The organism is Sphingomonas yabuuchiae (assembly GCF_014199595.1).
Lineage (GTDB): Bacteria > Pseudomonadota > Alphaproteobacteria > Sphingomonadales > Sphingomonadaceae > Sphingomonas > Sphingomonas yabuuchiae.
In genome coordinates, this window is record NZ_JACHNX010000005.1 from 207,317 (window position 1) to 223,861 (window position 16,545).

Genomic DNA, 16,545 nt, shown 5'->3' on the forward strand with positions numbered 1-16,545 from the left:
TTGAGTTTCTCTTCAATTGGTGTAAAGGGCCACGCTTTCACGGAACGCAAACAATCACCCGTGCCGCATGGGTGTATCCGCCAACCGAGAGGGATGGGTCCCTTGGTTCGGCGGTACGCGCTCCTTTTTCTGTTGGAGTCCCCATGCCTTTTTCTGCCTTGCCGCCGGTATTGTCGGCTGCCCTTTCCGCGCGTGGCTATACCGCGCCGACCCCGGTCCAGGCCGCCGTCATCGAGGATGACGCCCAGGGCCGCGACCTGATCGTGTCTGCCCAGACCGGTTCGGGCAAGACCGTCGCCTTCGGCCTCGCCATGGCGAGCGAGCTGCTGAACGGCGGCGATCACCTGCCCCAGCCGGGCGCGCCGATGGCGCTGGTCATCGCGCCGACGCGCGAGCTGGCGCTGCAGGTCAGCCGCGAGCTGGAATGGCTCTATGCCGGAGCGCGTGCGCGCATCGCGACTTGCGTCGGCGGCATGGACGCCTCGCGCGAACGTCGCGCGCTCAGCCATGGCACCCACATCGTCGTCGGCACGCCGGGCCGCCTGCGTGACCATCTGGAGCGCGGCGCGCTCGACCTGTCGTCGCTGAAGTTCGTCGTCCTCGACGAAGCCGACGAGATGCTCGACATGGGCTTCCGCGAGGACCTGGAGCAGATCCTCGACGGCACGCCGTCCGAGCGCCGCACGCTCCTCTTCTCGGCGACCATGCCGCGCCCGATCGTGCAGCTCGCCAAGCGGTATCAGACCAATGCCAAGCGGATCGAGACGATCAGCGAGGACAAGGGCCATGCCGACATCGCCTATCAGGCGGTGACCGTGGCGCCTGCCGATATCGAGGCGGCGGTCGTCAACCTGCTGCGCCTGCACGAGGCCGAGGTCGCGATCCTGTTCTGCGCCACGCGCGACAATGTCCGCCATCTCCATTCCAGCCTGGTCGAACGTGGTTTCTCCGCGGTCGCGCTGTCGGGCGAGCATTCGCAGAACGAGCGCAACCATGCGCTCCAGGCGCTGCGTGACGGTCGCGCGCGCGTCTGCGTCGCGACCGACGTGGCGGCACGCGGCATCGACCTTCCGGGCCTGACGCTCGTCATCCACGTCGAAATCCCGCGCGATGCCGAGGCGCTTCAGCATCGTTCGGGCCGCACCGGCCGCGCGGGTCGCAAGGGCACCGCGATCCTGATCGTCCCCTATCCGCGCCGTCGCCGGGTCGAGGGCATGCTGCGCGGTGCACGGATCGATGCCGAATGGCGCCGTGCGCCGACGCTCGAGGAAATCCGCGCACAGGATCGCGAGCGTCTGCTGGCGGCCCTTCTGGCGCCGGTCGAGGTGGACGAGGGCGATCGTGAGCTGGCCACCCGCCTGCTCGCCGAAAAGTCGCCCGAGGACATCGCCGCCGCGCTGGTCCGCGCGCACCGTGCGGCGCTGCCCCAGGCCGAGGAACTGGTCGAGGGTGATGCTCCGGCACCCCGCGAGCGTCGCGAAGGGTTCGATGACACCGCCTGGTTCCGCATGAGCGTCGGCCGCAGCCAGAATGCCGATCCGCGCTGGCTGCTGCCGCTGATCTGCCGTCGCGGGCACATCACCCGCAACGAGATCGGTGCGATCCGCATCCAGCCGAACGAGACGCTGTTCGAAATCCCGTCGGCGCTGGCGTCGCGCTTCATCGCCGCGCTGAAGCGGACCGAGGCGGATCATGCCGAGGACGATATCGCGATCGAGCAGGCCGATGGTCCCCCCGCCGGTGGTTCGGGCCATGGCGGTGCGCGTCGTGGTGGTCCGGGCGGCAACCGTCCGATGGGCGGCCGCCCCGCCGGTGGCCCCGGCGGCCCGCGCCGCTACTCGCCGCGTCCCACCCAGGGCGGCCCGCGCGGTCCGCGTCGCGGCTGAACTGGAAAACGGGTAAGCAAAAAGCCCTCCCCGAGACGTCTCGGGGAGGGCTTTTTTATTCCTCCCCAAGCTCGCTTGGGGGGGGCGTGGTGGTGGAGGGGCGTGACGGACCGGCCATGCCCCTCCACCCCTCGCTGATGCGAGCGGTCCCCCTCCCCATCGGAGATGGGGAGGATTTTTTAGTGGATCTCCCGTCCGGCCTTCCACAGCCGCAGCGCGCGGCCCTGGACCGGGAAGCCGTCGAACGGCGTATTCCCCGCCGAGGCGAAGGCATCGCCCGACACCATCCAGGGCTTGTCGGCATCGAACAGCATCAGGTCGGCGGGCTTGCCCGGCTCCAGCGTGCCAGTGTCGAGACCCAGGACCTTCGATGGATTGAGGGCCAACAGTGCGAACAGCCGGGGCAGGGTGATCCGCTCGTCGCGGACCAGCATCAGCGCCAGCGGGAGGAGCGTCTCCGCCCCCGCCATGCCCGCCTCGGCATCGACGAAGGGCAGGCGCTTGGACTCGGGTCCGTGCGGGTCATGGCCCGATCCGATGACGTCGACCGTCCCGTCCGCGACCGCCGCGAGCGCTGCCTGCCGGTCGCTCTCGTCGCGCAAGGGCGGCGAGAGGCGGGCATAGGTGCGGAAATCAGTGACGGCGATGTCGGACAGGTGGAGATGCGCGGGCGTGATGCCGCACGTCACCTTGACCCCCCGCCGCTTGGCCGCGCGGATCAGGTCGAAGCCCGAAGCGGTCGTCACCTGGCGGATGTGCAGCTTCGCGCCCGTCTCTTCCGCCAGCATCAGGTCGCGCGCGATGGCGAGCGACTCGGCGATGGCGGGGGCCGATGGCAGGCCCAGGCGGCTGGCCGTCTCGCCCTCGGTCGCAACCGCATCGGCGGCCAGGCCGCCGTCTTCGGCATGGGAAATTACGGTCAGCCCCAGGTCGCCCGCATAAGCGAGCACCCGGTGCATCACGCCCGTATCGGCGATCCAGCCCCGCCCGGTGCCGACTGCCTTTGCGCCAGCCGAGATGCACACGGCCATCTCGGCCAGATCGGTTCCCGCCAGCGAGCGGGTCGCCGCCGCGATGGGGTGAATCCACAAATCGGGGCGCCCGATCAGCGCGGCACGCTGCACCACACCGGGGTCGTCGAGGACGGGCGACTGGTCGGGCATCAGCCCGATGCGCACGATCCCACCCGCACGGCAGGCGGCACGGTCGACCTTGAACACGCCCAGATCGACGATGCCGGGGGCGAGCATCTTGCCGCCGCAGTCGATGACCGTCGCACCCTCCGGCACGTCGCCGGTGCCCGTAATGACGCCGTCCTCGACCAGCAGGGTCTGGCCCTTGATCTCACCGCCGACCGGGCAGATCAGCGTGGCGTTGGTAAAGGCGGTGACGCTCATGCCCAGCCCTCCAGCTTGCGGGCGCGGCGGGTCAGTACGTCAAGGCACGCCATGCGCACCGCGACACCCATCGCCACCTGCTCGGTAATCGCCGATTGCGGACCGTCCGCCACCTCCGAGTCGATCTCTACGCCCCGGTTCATCGGGCCGGGGTGCATGACCAGCGCACCGGGCTTGGCGCGCTTCAGGCGCTCGGCGGTCAGGCCATAGCGCATCCGGTATTCGCGGGTAGAGGGGATGTATCCGCCCGCCATCCGCTCGTTCTGGACACGCAGCATCATGACGACATCGGCATCCTCGATCGCTTCGTCGAAATCGGTGAAGGGGGTGACGAACATCCGCTCGATCCCCTTGGGCATCAGCGTCGAGGGCGCGCAGACCCGCACTTCGGCGGCGAGCGCGGTCAGCGCGAGGATGTCCGAGCGCGCGACGCGGCTGTGCAGGATGTCGCCGCAGATGACGACCTTCTGCCCCGCGACGCTGCCGCGGCGGCGGCGGATGGTCAGCATGTCGAGCAAGGCTTGCGTCGGATGCTCATGCCGTCCATCGCCCGCGTTCAGGACGGGGCAGTCGACCTTGTCGGCGATCAGGCGCACCGCACCGCTCGCCATGTGGCGGATCACGATGACGTCGGCGCGCATCGCGTTCAGCGTCATCGCCGTGTCGATCAGCGTCTCGCCCTTCTTCACGCTCGACTGGGCGGCGTGCATGTTGACCACGTCCGCGCCGAGGCGCTTTCCGGCGATCTCGAAGGACAACAGCGTCCGGGTCGAGTTCTCGAAGAAAGCGTTGATCTGGGTCAGGCCCGCCAGCCGCGTGTCGGGCGTGTCGGTCGCGCCGCGATCGAGCCAATGTTCCGCCTCGTCGAGCAGGAACATGATCTCATGCGGTTGAAGGCCGTCGATTCCGGTCAGATGCCGGTGCGGGAAAACGGCGCCACCCTGAATGAGTGTGCCGGGGCGATGATCCGAGGTCTGCATTAAAGCCGCCGGGTAGCGAGCGGCGGCACGATGGGCAAGTGAATCCTCCCATTCCTCAATCCTCCCCATCGTCAGATGGGGAGGGGGACCGCGCCCGCAGGGCGTGGTGGAGGGGCGGGGTGGAGAGGGTCAGGCTTTGCCCCTCCACCACCGCTACGCGGCGGTCCCCCTCCCCAAGCGAGCTTGGGGAGGATTGGATCAGAACGCGCCCGACAGGGTGATGAAGCCCATGCGCGGCGGCTGGGCATAGCTGTTCCAGGTCTTGGACGCCGCACCGACGACCAGTTCGTAAATGCCCTTGCGGTTGGTCACGTTGGTGACGTTGACCGACAGCTTTAGGTCCTTGACGCCGAACCCGTCGATCTGCGGCAGGCTGTACCCCGCCTGGAGGTTCAGCAGGTAACGCCCGCCGATCCCTTGATCATTGGTATAGGTGGCAAAGCGCGGGCCGACATAGTCGCCGATCGCCTGGATCTCGAACGGGCCGTCATTGATCGACACGACGGTCTTGTTCAGCCAGCGGGCGGTGTTGGGCACATATTTGCCCGCGGTCGCGATGGTGGTGGTGCCGCTGACATAATTGTCGCGGTATTCCGAGCTGTTATAGGACAGCGCGTTATAGACCGACAGGTGCGGGCCGAAGCGCAAGGTCGCCGCCGCATCGACGCCGTTGGTGCGCACGCGGCCGACATTCTGCAGGATCGACACGCCGCCGATGACCGAGGCGATCACCGGCGTCGCGCTGATCTGGAGCAGGCGGTTGTCGAAATCGACATGATAGGCGCTGACCTGCGCCTCGATCGCGGTCAGCGGGCCGAGGTCGAGCGCGTGGTGCGAGCGCAGGCCCGCCTCATAGGTCCAGGAAGTCTCGGGCGATGTGTTCGCCTTGATCTGGTCGAACGCCTGCTGGCTGCCGACCGCGAAGGGCGACAGGCCCGCCGCGACCGAGGCCTGGAACTGGCGGACATTCTTCTGGATATGGCCGAACAGCTGGTCGTTGGTGGTGATGTCCCAGATCGCACCGATCGCGGGCAGGAACCACTTCTTCGTGTTCAGCCGCCCCTCCGGATAGCCGGTCGAGGTGCCGGGCAGCGCGCCGGGCAGCGGCTGGGTCGGCACGCGGCCATCGGCGAATTGCAGGCTGGACTTGAAGCCCGCCTCGACCGTCACCGTCGGGGTGACGTGCCAGCGATCCTGGATATGCGTCTGGATCAGGTCGTATTTGGTGATCGCGGCATATTGGGTCAGGCGGCGAAGCGCCGGATCGGCCCATTCATAGGGCGAGGGCGGGTTGTCGATGGGGGCGGCATACCAGCGGCGGAAGATCGTGTTGCGGTTATGCTCGTACCAGCCGCCCAGCTCGATCTCATGGTCGCCCGCATGGATCGCCAGCGTCGAGATCGCGCCTTTCCGGTCGATGCCATATTCGGTGGTGCGCAGCGCATAGCCCGAGCCGCCGAAGACGGTCTTCAGATTCTGCCCCGGATAATAGATGCGGAACAGGCCCGGCAGGCCCGCCGCCGCGATCGGCCCAGTGATCTGCCCCTGGCCCTCGTCATGATGGTAATAGACCTGGTTGGTCCATGTCACCGCATCGCCGAAGCGATGCTCATACTTGATATAGCCCAGATAGTCGGTGCGCTGCGCGTCGCCGAAATAGTTCATGTAGTTGTTGGGGTTGTTCGACGGCGGCGCGCCGTTCGCGTCGACATAGGCCAGCGCCGCCTGCCAGTTCGGATAGAGCAGCGAGCGATAATAGGGCTCCAGGCCGCCCGCATTATGCGCGACCGAATCCTGGTTGGGCTCGACCTTGTCGGAAATATTGAAATAGCCGGTCAGCGTGCCGTTCTCGCCCTTGTGGACGAACTTGGCATTGCCCTGCCACCCGCCCTGCTTGGCGTTGAATTCCCAGGCGCGCGCCTTTTGCCGGACGACCGAGAGATAGCCGCTGTTGGTGCCGCCCAGCCCGTCGACCTCGCCGCTATCGATGCGCAGGAAGGTGCGGCTGGCGTCATAGCTGCCCAGCGTCTGGGCGAAGCGGACGCCCATGGTCGCGGTCGGATCACTCGAATAGGTCTCGATCCCGCCGCCCAGATTGCTGGCCGAGGCGGTGCCCAGGTCGGCGGCCCCGGCGGTCAGGCGGACGCGCGCGACGTTTTCGGAGATGACCGCGCGCTGCGGGCTCAGGCCGTTGTAATTGCCATAGGACTGGTCGCCCAGCGGCACGCCGTCGAGCGTGAAGCCCAGCTGGTTCTGGTTGAAGCCATGGACGAACAACGCGATATTCTGTTCGTTATTGCCCCAGGGATCGGCCGTCTCGAACTGTACGCCGGGCAGCGTCTGGATCGCCTTCACCGGGTTCGCGCCGGGCAGCACTTTCTGAATCTCCGCCGCGCCCAGCTCTACCGAGGAGCGGGTGGTGCGGGTCGCGGTGACGACGATCTGGTCGCCGTTTGTCGCGGCTTCGGGCGAGGACGGTTCGGACTGCTGTTGCGCCCAGGCGGGCACGGCGACGACGGCGGCGCCGATCATCAGCATCGAACGGGAAAGAACGGAAAAACGCTTCACGGCTGTGCCCCCCAAGGCTTCGTACGAAGCGGCGCACCTAGGGGGCTCGCGTGACGGGTTAACGACTGGTTAAAGACCAATATATGACATTTCTGTCGAAATCGGTCGTTTTGCGGTCAACGGTTTGGCGGCAACTTATTCCTCCCCTGCAAGGAGAGGAATAGTCTTACGCCATCACCAACGCGTCGATCGCCGCCTGGAGGATATGTGCAGCGGCGAGGTTGTCGATCCGCTCGGCCCGCTTGGCGCGGCTCATATCCTGTTCGATCATCGTCCGTTCGACCGCCACGGTCGACCAGCGTTCGTCCCACAGCAATATCGGGCCCAGATCGGCGCAGTTGCGGGCGAAGCTGCGTGTCGACTGCGAGCGTGGGCTTTCGCTGCCGTCCAGGTTCAGCGGCAGGCCGATGACCAGGCCCTGCACGCCCTGCTGCGCGATCATCGCGATCAGCTGTTCCTTGTCCTTGGTGAACTTGGTCCGGCGGATCAGGGTGGCGGGGCTGGCGAAGCTCCATCCGGCGTCGCACAAGGCGGTGCCCACGGTCTTGGTGCCGACGTCCAGCCCGATCAGCCGCCCGCCAGAGGGGAGGGCGGCGCTGAATTCGCTACGGTCGGTGGTGATCAGGCTCATCGAAAGGCTTTCAAACGGCGCTCCGCATCGGCGCGGACATTCGCCCAGAACAGGCTATAGTCGTATACGTGGTAGTTGTTGCCCGGCAGCACATAAGGGCCGACGCTCGGCCCCTCGCCGATGGTCAGGATGCCGCGCCCCTCGCACTTGGCGGGGACCTTGCCCGCGGCGATGGCGGCGGTCTTCAGGTCGGCGGACGGGTAGAGGGTGCCCAGATTGGCGGTGGCGGGCGCGGCGACGCCGGGCGTGCCGGTCAGCGGGTTGGTGCACAGCATCTGAGTGCCCTTGCGCGGCGCGCCCGTATAGCCGTTGGTCTGGTCGAACACGTCGAGGATCAACGACGGATCGGCAGGCTCGCCAAAGCTCTGCCAACTGAGGATGCACCCCGTCTGGTCGGGCGTCGCACAAGCGGGCAACCCCATGGCGGGCAGGTCGGCAGTCATCGAGATCGGCCAGCCGACGACATAGGCAGCGACGATCCGTCGCTTGAGGGCAGGGGTCTTCGCCACCCGGTCGGTCAGCAGCCGCGACAGATGCAGCGCGCCCTGGCTATGCCCCGCCAGGATCAACGGGCGCTTGGGATCGACATCGGCCAGGAAGGCGGTAAAGGCGGCGTCCACGTCCCTATAGGCAAGGTCGAACGCGCGCTCGGCATCCGCCATGCTGGTCAGGAACGCGCCGAAGGTCGCCTGGCGATAGCGCGGCGCCCAGATGTCGCCCGCTCCGTTGAAAGCGCTGGCCTGTCCGCGCAGGAACAGCTCGGCCCGGCCATTGGTCTCGGGATCGTCGAGCGGCGCGTTCCAATGCGCCTTGCTGATATAAGAGGTCGGGTGGATAAAGAAGACCGCCGCACCCTGACCCGGCTGGCCGGGCGTATAGCCGGTCGGCACCCATAGCGCCGGATTGCCGGGCAGGTCGGGCCGCGCCAGCCACATCTTGCGGTCGCGATATTCCTCGGCGCGCGTCACCGCCTGGGTCTGGAACGACTCGGACGGCACCGTCGACCAGCGGAGTAGCTGGTTGCCGAACAGGCGGTAAGCAAAGGCGGCGGCGATCGTCAGCACGATGAGTGCCGCCACGACATAGAGGAATTTGCGCGCCAAATCATCACTCCGTTGTGCGGTGCAACAAAATCGGACGGCCCGCAATTGCTATCCATGATGCCCCACTTGCCCCCATTGCAATCGCCGAGGCGGCAAAAGCGTTGCGCGAAGCCGCGCGGCGATGCTAGCCGCAAATCCATGTCCGTAGATACCGCAACCGTGAAGAAGATCGCGAGCCTCGCCCGCATCGCGATCACCGAGGAGGACGCGACGCGCCTCGCCCCCGAGCTTGGGAACATCCTGGGCTGGATCGAGCAGCTCGGCGAGGTCGATACCCAAGGGGTCGAGCCGATGACCGCGGTGATCCCGAACCAGCTTCGCCTGCGCGACGACGTCGTCAATGACGGCGGCATCCGCGACCTCCTCATGCAGAATGCGCCGCAGGCCGAACATGGCTTCTTCACGGTGCCCAAGGTGATCGAATAATGACTGATCTCACCACATTCGGCATTGCCGCCATCCGCGACGGCGTGCGCGACGGCCAGTTCAAGGCGCGCGAAGTCGCCGAGGCGTTCAACGCCAAGGTCGCGGGGGCTGACGCGCTCAACGCCTTTCTGGTCAAGACACCGGAGCATGCGCTCGCCGCCGCCGATGCGGCCGACGCGGCGCGTGCCGCTGGTGAGACGCTCAAGCCGCTGGCAGGCGTGCCGATCGGCATGAAGGACCTGTTCGCGACCAAGGGCGTCGCGACCACCGCCGCCAGCAAAATCCTCGAAGGCTTCGTGCCGCCTTATGAGTCGACGGTTTCGCAGAATCTGTGGAATGCGGGCGCAGGCATGCTGGGCAAGCTGAACCTCGACCAGTTCGCCATGGGCTCTTCCAACGAGACCAGCGCGTTCGGCAACGTCGTCTCGCCCTGGCGTCGCCCGAACGACACCGCCCCGCTCGCCCCCGGCGGGTCGTCGGGCGGGTCGTCGACGGCGGTGTCGGCGGGGCTGGCGCCGGGCGCGACCGGCACCGACACCGGCGGCTCGATCCGCCAGCCCGCCGCCTTCACCGGCATTTCGGGCATCAAGCCGACCTATGGCCGCTGCTCGCGCTGGGGCACGATCGCCTTCGCCTCCTCGCTCGACCAGGCGGGGCCGATGGCGCGCGACGTGCGCGACTGCGCGATCATGCTGGAGGCGATGGCGGGCTTCGACGCCAAGGACGCGACCTCGCTGAAGCTCGACGTCCCCAATTGGGAAGCCGCGCTGTCGACCGACCTGAAGGGCAAGAAGGTCGGCGTGCCCAAGGAATATCGCGTCGACGGCATGCCCGCGGAGATCGAGGCGCTGTGGCAGCAGGGCATCGACTGGCTGCGCGATGCAGGCGCGGAGATCGTCGAGGTTTCGCTGCCGCACACCAAATACGCGCTGCCCGCCTATTACATCATCGCGCCGGCCGAGGCGTCGTCCAACCTCGCCCGCTATGACGGCGTGCGCTACGGCCTGCGCGACCTGCCCGAAGGGGCTGGCCTTCAGGACATGTACGCCGCCACCCGCGCCGCCGGGTTCGGCGACGAGGTCAAGCGCCGTATCCTGATCGGTACCTATGTGCTGTCGGCGGGCTTCTACGATGCCTATTATACCCAGGCGCAGAAGGTCCGCACGCTGATCGCCCGCGATTTCGAGCGCGCGTTCGGTGAGTGCGACGTGCTCCTCACCCCGACCGCGCCCTCGGCGGCGTTCGCGCTGGGCGAGAAGCAGGCCGATCCGCTGGCCATGTATCTCAACGACGTATTCACGGTGCCCGCCTCGCTGGCCGGGCTGCCCGCCATGTCGGTGCCGGGCGGGTTGGACAAGGACGGGCTGCCGCTTGGCCTTCAGATCATCGGCAAGCCGCTGGACGAGCAGGGCGTGCTGAACGCTGGCCTCGCCATCGAGCAGCGCGCGGGCTTCACCGCCCGTCCGCAGGCCTGGTGGTAAGCGACCGAGCCTTTTCGGCCCGCAACACCGCCGTGTTGCGGGAGGCGCAGGGCGCCCTGAACGTCGCGTTCGGGGCGATTCTCAGCGCCTATGTCGGCGTGTCGCTGAGCCATATGGAAAGCCAGCCCTTCGACCATCACACGCTGGCGCGCTTCTTTCTGGGCGTGGCGGGCTTCATCCTGTGCCTGTGCGTGGGCAACAGCGTGATCCTGCGCGGTGAGGTGCGGCTGGGCATCCTGTTCCTGCTGCTGGGCGCGGGCGCGGCCTATATCGGGTTGCGGGAAGCAAGGAGTCTCGGCTTCGAGACGTCCGTCCTGCGCATTCTGTCGACCTGCTGGATCGTCGCCCTGCTGGGCAGCAACGCCGTCCTGACGGCGATCAACTATCTTCATCATCGAGATCGAACATGAGCGAATATCGCATCCAGGGCGCGAGCGGAGAATGGGAGGTCGTGATCGGCCTGGAAGTCCATGCCCAGGTCACCACCAACGCCAAGCTGTTCTCCGGCGCGGCGACCGCGTTCGGCGCGGAGCCCAACACCCAGGTCTCGCTGGTCGACGCCGCGATGCCGGGGATGCTGCCCGTGCCCAATATGGAGTGCATCCGCCAGGCGGTGCGCACCGGCATGGCGATCGATGCGCAGATCAACAAGTGGTCGCGTTTCGACCGGAAGAATTACTTCTACGCCGATCTGCCGCAGGGCTATCAGATCAGCCAGCTCTACCACCCGCTGGTGGGTGAGGGCGCGATCGAGATCAGCCTGGACGAGAAGAACCCTGACGGCCCGACCAAGTCCATCGGCGTCGAGCGTATCCATGTAGAGCAGGATGCGGGCAAGCTGATGCACGACCAGCATCCGACGCGCTCCTATGTCGACCTCAACCGTTCGGGCGTGGCGCTGATGGAGATCGTCAGCCGCCCCGACATGCGTTCGCCCGCCGAAGCAGGGGCTTATCTCCGCAAGCTGCGCGCCATTCTCCGCTATGTCGGTAGTTGCGACGGCAATATGGAAGAAGGCTCGATGCGTGCCGACGTGAACGTGTCGGTGCGCAAGCCCGGCGACGAATTCGGCACGCGGACCGAGACGAAGAACGTCAACTCGGTCCGCTTCGTCATGGCCGCGATCGAATATGAGGCCAAGCGCCAGGTCGCGGTACTGGAGGATGGCGGCAAGATCGTCCAGGAGACGCGCCTCTTCAACGTCGAGAGCGGCACCACCCGCTCAATGCGGTCGAAGGAAGATGCGCATGATTATCGCTACTTCCCCGATCCCGACCTGCTGCCGCTGGAACTGACCGACGCGTTCCTGGAGGAATGCCGTGCCAGCCTGCCCGAACTGCCCGACGCCAAGCGTCGCCGCTATGAGGCTCTGGGCCTGACCGCGTATAATGCGGGCGTGCTGACCGCCGAGGTCGAGACGGCGCGCTGGTTCGACGGGCTGCTGGACGCGCTGGAGGGCACGAGCGCCAAGCCCGCACAGGCGGCCAACTGGGTCGCGGCCGAGCTGTTCGGCGCGCTCAACCGGCTGGGCAAGGACATCACCGAGAGCCCGGTTTCGCCTGCGCAGGCGGCGGAATTGCTGGCCCTGGTCGCCGACGGCACGCTGTCGGGGAGCCTGTCGAAGCAGGTGTTCGAGATCATGCTGGAGACGGGCGATGGTCCGTCCAAGATCGTCGAGGAACGCGGTCTCAAGCAGACCAGCGACACCGGCGCGATCGAGGCGGTGATCGCCGAGGTTCTGGAGAAGAATCCGAACCAGCTGGGCCAGTATCGCGCGGGCAAGGAGGCCCTGTTCGGCTTCTTCGTCGGGCAGACGATGAAGGCGATGGGCGGCAAGGCGAACCCGGCGGTCGTGAATGATTTGCTGAAGAAGGCGCTGGCGGGGTGATCTAGCGCTCCCCCTCCCGCCTGCGGGAGGGGGCTAGGGGGGAGGGCAGGGAGCCTCGCAGAGATCGCCGCTTGTGGCTTTCCCTCCCCCATCCCCTCCCGCCTGCGGGAGGGGCGTGCTCTAGGCTAGCGGTGTGCGCTATCGTGACGTTAGCTCTAGCGAACGACCTGCGATAATTTTCCCGCCTCACCACAAGCCTCTCCCCTCCCGCAAGCGGGAGGGGCTGGGGGAGGGCAACGGTGTCTCACCTAGCCCACCCCCTCAATTACTGCGCATCCAGATCCTGGTTGCGCACCACGCCGCCGGTCCCGCCGACGCCGTCATGCTCGCCGGTATCGGTAAACGTCACCGGCTCTTCACCGCCCTCGCCACGCGCAACCGCGTCCGAACGCGCCTCGACCGCCTGTTCGATGTCGCTGCGCGGGTCCTCGCGCGGCGGGCTGTCGGGGTTGTTCTCGGGCGCCTCGCTGGGCGGGCTGTCGGGATGGTTTTCGGGATTGGTCGCCATGATCGGCTCCTTTCAAATCTGGGGCGGCTGGGCCGTGCCGGGATCGCCGGGGCCGACGCCGGGGGCGGGCTGGTCGATGTCCGGACCGGGCGGCACGATTTCGGGCGGCGGCGTATCGGGCTGGGCCGGCTGGGTCGGCTGCGGGCTTTCGGGCGGGGGCTGGGTTGCCATTCTCGCTCTCCGTAAATGTGGCCGTTTTTCCGGCTGGGGAGGGCATAAACGCATCGGACACGCCGATGTTGCCTGTTGTCCCTTGCCGAAGCCGCCCAGGGTGATATAGACGCGCGCCCATCGGCGGTGTCCTCGTGCGGGCGTGGCGGAACTGGTAGACGCGCTGGATTTAGGTTCCAGTATCGTAAGATGTGGGGGTTCGAGTCCCTTCGCCCGCACCAGTCCCCGGTCACAACGGGGCGACAGCCACACGGAATTTCTCCAGATTGAAGGCCTTTAGATGCAGACTGTCGAGACGCTGAACGAGGGGCTGAAGCGCGCCTACACGCTCACCATCACTGCCAAGGACATCGAGGGTAAGGTCGATGCCGAGCTGAAGCGGATCGCTCCGCAGATGAAGATGCCCGGCTTCCGCCCCGGCAAGGTGCCGACGAACCTGGTTCGCAAGATGCACGGCCCGGCGCTGCTTCAGGACGCGCTGAACACCGCGCTGCAGGAAGGCGTGCGGTCGCTGATCGCCGAGCAGAACCTGCGTCCCGCGATGCAGCCCCAGGTCGAACTGGTCGGCGAGTATGAGCAGGGCCAGGACGCGACGCTGAGCGTCACGCTTGAAGTCCTGCCGCAGGTCCCGACCCCGGCGATCGACGCGCTGAAGCTCGAGCGTCTGACCGTGCCGGTCGCCGACGAGGCGATTGACGAGCAGCTGCAGAAGTTCGCCGACCAGCAGAAGCGCTGGGACGATGCGGGCGACAAGGCCGCCGAGCAGGGTGACCAGGTCACCGTCGACTTCGTCGGCAAGACCATGGACGGCGTCGCCTTCGAGGGCGGCTCGGGCGAGGACATGGCCGTTGAGATCGGCGGCGGTCGCCTGATCCCCGGTTTCGAGGACCAACTGGTCGGCGTGAAGGCCGGTGAAGAGAAGCAGATCTCGGTCACCTTCCCCGAGGACTATCCTGCCAAGGACCTGGCCGGTCAGCCCGCGACCTTCGATCTGACGATCAAGTCGGTGAAGACCGCCGGCGAAGCCAAGGTCGATGACGAGATGGCCAAGAATCTGGGCCTCGAGAGCCTGGAGCAGCTGCGCGGTCTGCTGAAGGGGCAGATCGAGCAGGAGCATAACGGCCTGACCCGCACGTACATGAAGCGCAAGCTGCTCGACCAGCTGGCCGATGGTCATGACTTCGAAGTGCCGCCTTCGATGGTCGAGGCCGAGTTCTCGCAGATCTGGGCGCAGCTCGAGCATGAAGCGACCCATGAGGAAGATCCCGAGGCCGCCAAGGCCGAGATGGAGAAGGAGCGCGACGATTATGAGAAGATCGCCGAGCGCCGCGTCCGTCTGGGCCTGCTCCTCTCGGAGATCGGTCAGGCGAACGGCGTCGAAGTGACCGCGCAGGAAATGAACCGCCTGATCGCGCAGGCCGCGCAGCAGTACGGCCCGGAAGATCGCCAGCGTTTCATCCAGTATGTCCAGCAGGAGCCGATGGCCGCCGCCCAGCTGCGCGCCCCGCTCTATGAGGACAAGGTCGTCGACTTCCTGTTCGGCAAGGCCGAGATCACCGACCGCGAAACCACCCGTGAGGAGCTGGAAGCCGCGATCGAGAGCGAAGACGGTTTCGCGACCGGCACGCATGTCCACAATCACGATCATGACCATGACCACGGCGCCAAGAAGGCGAAGGCCAAGAAGGCCGACGTGACCGAGGACGCGGCCGAAGAGGACGCCGCGGACGCGCCGAAGAAGGCGACCCGCGCCAAGAAGGCCGCTCCGGCCGAGGGCGAGGCGGAAGCCGCCGAGGCGACCGACGAAGCCCCCGCCAAGAAGCCGCGTGCCAAGAAGGCCGCTGCTCCGGCGGAAGGCGAAGCGGAAGCCGCCGAGGCCCCTGCCAAGAAGCCGCGCGCCAAGAAGGCTGCGCCGACCGAGTAAGGATGGCCTGAGCGGGCTTCGGCCCGCCAGCTGGTAAAAAGGGCGGCCGCGAAAGCGGTCGCCCTTTTTGCGTTCAGGCCCGCCGCGCCTTTAAAACAAGACGATATGATATGGACTCACCCCTCCCCTTCAGGGGAGGGGCTCGCGTTAGTTCAAGGCAATATCAGAACGGTCAAGAACCGGGCGTCGCTGGGTGCCAATGACAAAGCACGCCGCGAGCAGCGGCAACAGCCACAGCACCCGGCTCTGATAACGATCGTCGGGGCCGGACAGATCGCCGGTGATAGCCGCGTTGAGCAACAGCGTCGCGACGACCAACCCCGTCAGTCCCAGCAACGGCCACCGCCGCTGGCGTACCGCCCAGACCAGCATCAGGGGCAGCAGCAGGACGACCGCCACCGCCACCGCGACATCGGGCGCGAACTTCAGCGGATCGAGCGCCCCGCGCTGCTGCCGCGATACCGCAAACGCCTGGTAGGCGTCCGGCAGCCGGGTCTTCAGGATACGCACAATCTGCATGTCGGCGGCATAGGGCGGCAGCACGCCCTTGCGGACGGTCGACAGTTGCTCGGCAAAGCCCTGCCACGCCAATGTCGCGACGCCGCCGGGATCGTCGTGCAGCACGTCGCGGATGATCATCCGCTGCTCGGCGATCACGCCCGGCCGGTCGCGGTGGAGCATCGCGCCGAGCGGCGAACGCCGATCCCAGAGATAGGCCTGGCCCGGCTTGGCGACCAGAGGATCGTCAACCAGGGGGCGCACTGCACAATGGGCAAGCGTGCCCTCGCGACACAGCCGCGCCAGCGTCGGTTGCGCCACATGCCCGTCGAATAGCCGTGCGAGCAGGAAGGTGTCGGACGACAAGGCAGGCCTGAACTCATAACCCGCCACGCGGTTCAGGCCGCTCAGACCCAGCAGCGTCAATGCGATGGCCAGTGCGGCGGGCAGGGATCGCCGGATCGTCTCCCGCCACCCCGTGCCGCTCACCAGCATCGCGACCGCCGCCAGCACCAGCAGCCCAACTGTCAGCAGCACATGGCTGAAATGCACCGCGATCAACAGGGCCAGTAACACTGCCAGTCCGGCGCGCTGCCATAGGGGCGTATCCGAGGGGCGGGCGAGCATCGCGAACAGGGCCAGCGGCACGAAGCCGGTGGCGATATCGGGCATGATCTGTCCGACGAACCAGGGCAGGCTGCTCCCCAGGCCCAGAAGGGCACAGGTGGCGACCACATCCCGCGCGTGAAGGCGGCCGCCACCGATGGCGAGCGTCATCGCGATCATCAACACGCTGCCGATCGCCTGGACCGCGACGATCCCCCAGACCCCCGTGGTCCACAGCGGCAATCCGATGGCGAGGCCATAAACGGGCGGCCGATCGGTCGGATAGAAGAGTTCGAGCGGGATCCGCAAATAGGTGCCCGAGTCGGCGAAGACCAACGGAAAGCCGTTGGCGACCGCAACCCAGCACAGGATCGCCGCCCCTGCCAGGATCGCCACGGCCATCGGCCATGATATTCCGAAACGCCGTCGATCCGGCTTTGACTCGTTCATGGCGCAGCTTAGGGATATGCCCGATCCG

At 66.8% G+C, this 16,545-nt stretch carries 14 protein-coding genes and 1 tRNA gene; 7 read left to right on the forward strand and 8 right to left on the reverse strand.

Going from position 1 to position 16,545, the window contains the following annotated elements; genetic code table 11:
- Positions 1–143: 143 nt before the first annotated feature.
- Entirely contained in the window at positions 144–1,886 is a 1,743-nt protein-coding gene (locus GGQ89_RS08865) for a DEAD/DEAH box helicase (protein WP_056434141.1), read from the forward strand.
- Between the two features lie 179 nt (positions 1,887–2,065).
- Here GGQ89_RS08865 and GGQ89_RS08870 read toward each other — a convergent pair whose 3' ends face one another.
- The 5 genes from GGQ89_RS08870 to GGQ89_RS08890 form a co-directional block, all read right to left on the reverse strand.
- Positions 2,066–3,283, reverse strand: coding sequence for a dihydroorotase (locus tag GGQ89_RS08870; RefSeq protein ID WP_184105486.1), 1,218 nt, complete (start codon positions 3,281–3,283; stop codon positions 2,066–2,068).
- Complete coding sequence (locus GGQ89_RS08875; RefSeq protein ID WP_007405051.1) at positions 3,280–4,263, reverse strand: aspartate carbamoyltransferase catalytic subunit; 984 nt, start codon at positions 4,261–4,263, stop codon at positions 3,280–3,282. The genes GGQ89_RS08870 and GGQ89_RS08875 overlap by 4 nt, the downstream gene beginning before the upstream one ends.
- A gap of 198 nt (positions 4,264–4,461) precedes the next feature.
- Positions 4,462–6,831: a TonB-dependent receptor gene (locus GGQ89_RS08880; RefSeq protein WP_338112410.1), complete on the reverse strand. Its 2,370-nt coding sequence runs from the start codon at positions 6,829–6,831 to the stop codon at positions 4,462–4,464.
- Positions 6,832–6,997: 166 nt separating this feature from the next.
- The gene (ruvX, locus tag GGQ89_RS08885) at positions 6,998–7,462 is read right to left on the reverse strand and encodes a Holliday junction resolvase RuvX (protein WP_184105487.1); all 465 of its coding nucleotides are present in this window, start codon (positions 7,460–7,462) and stop codon (positions 6,998–7,000) included.
- Complete coding sequence (locus tag GGQ89_RS08890; protein ID WP_184105488.1) at positions 7,459–8,565, reverse strand: DUF3089 domain-containing protein; 1,107 nt, start codon at positions 8,563–8,565, stop codon at positions 7,459–7,461. Before GGQ89_RS08890 ends, ruvX begins: the two co-directional genes overlap by 4 nt.
- A 138-nt stretch (positions 8,566–8,703) precedes the next feature.
- Here GGQ89_RS08890 and gatC point away from each other — a divergent pair, with 138 nt between their 5' ends.
- Genes gatC through gatB form a run of 4 tightly spaced genes read left to right on the forward strand, consistent with a single transcriptional unit; the run spans position 8,704 to position 12,360 of the window.
- Complete coding sequence (gene gatC, locus GGQ89_RS08895) at positions 8,704–8,991, forward strand: Asp-tRNA(Asn)/Glu-tRNA(Gln) amidotransferase subunit GatC (protein ID WP_037568622.1); 288 nt, start codon at positions 8,704–8,706, stop codon at positions 8,989–8,991.
- A complete protein-coding gene (gatA, locus tag GGQ89_RS08900; protein ID WP_184105489.1) occupies positions 8,991–10,472 on the forward strand; it encodes an Asp-tRNA(Asn)/Glu-tRNA(Gln) amidotransferase subunit GatA in 1,482 nt (493 codons plus the stop codon). Before gatC ends, gatA begins: the two co-directional genes overlap by 1 nt.
- A complete protein-coding gene (locus GGQ89_RS08905) occupies positions 10,466–10,882 on the forward strand; it encodes a hypothetical protein (RefSeq protein WP_184105490.1) in 417 nt (138 codons plus the stop codon). The genes gatA and GGQ89_RS08905 overlap by 7 nt, the downstream gene beginning before the upstream one ends.
- Positions 10,879–12,360, forward strand: coding sequence for an Asp-tRNA(Asn)/Glu-tRNA(Gln) amidotransferase subunit GatB (gene gatB, locus GGQ89_RS08910; protein WP_184105491.1), 1,482 nt, complete (start codon positions 10,879–10,881; stop codon positions 12,358–12,360). Before GGQ89_RS08905 ends, gatB begins: the two co-directional genes overlap by 4 nt.
- Before the next feature lie 265 nt (positions 12,361–12,625).
- Here gatB and GGQ89_RS08915 read toward each other — a convergent pair whose 3' ends face one another.
- Together GGQ89_RS08915 and GGQ89_RS08920 are read right to left on the reverse strand one after the other, a co-directional pair.
- Positions 12,626–12,868 (reverse strand): hypothetical protein, encoded by a 243-nt coding sequence (locus GGQ89_RS08915; RefSeq protein WP_056434125.1) that lies wholly within the window; start codon positions 12,866–12,868, stop codon positions 12,626–12,628.
- Between the two features lie 12 nt (positions 12,869–12,880).
- Positions 12,881–13,039: a hypothetical protein gene (locus tag GGQ89_RS08920; RefSeq protein WP_167334720.1), complete on the reverse strand. Its 159-nt coding sequence runs from the start codon at positions 13,037–13,039 to the stop codon at positions 12,881–12,883.
- Positions 13,040–13,175: 136 nt separating this feature from the next.
- Here GGQ89_RS08920 and GGQ89_RS08925 point away from each other — a divergent pair.
- A tRNA-Leu gene (locus tag GGQ89_RS08925) sits at positions 13,176–13,260 on the forward strand.
- 59 nt (positions 13,261–13,319) lie between these two features.
- Complete coding sequence (gene tig / locus GGQ89_RS08930; RefSeq protein ID WP_184105492.1) at positions 13,320–14,963, forward strand: trigger factor; 1,644 nt, start codon at positions 13,320–13,322, stop codon at positions 14,961–14,963.
- Between the two features lie 147 nt (positions 14,964–15,110).
- Here the strand turns inward: tig and GGQ89_RS08935 are convergent, their stop codons facing one another.
- Positions 15,111–16,469 (reverse strand): hypothetical protein, encoded by a 1,359-nt coding sequence (locus tag GGQ89_RS08935; protein WP_206362802.1) that lies wholly within the window; start codon positions 16,467–16,469, stop codon positions 15,111–15,113.
- Between the last annotated feature and the right edge of the window lie 76 nt (positions 16,470–16,545).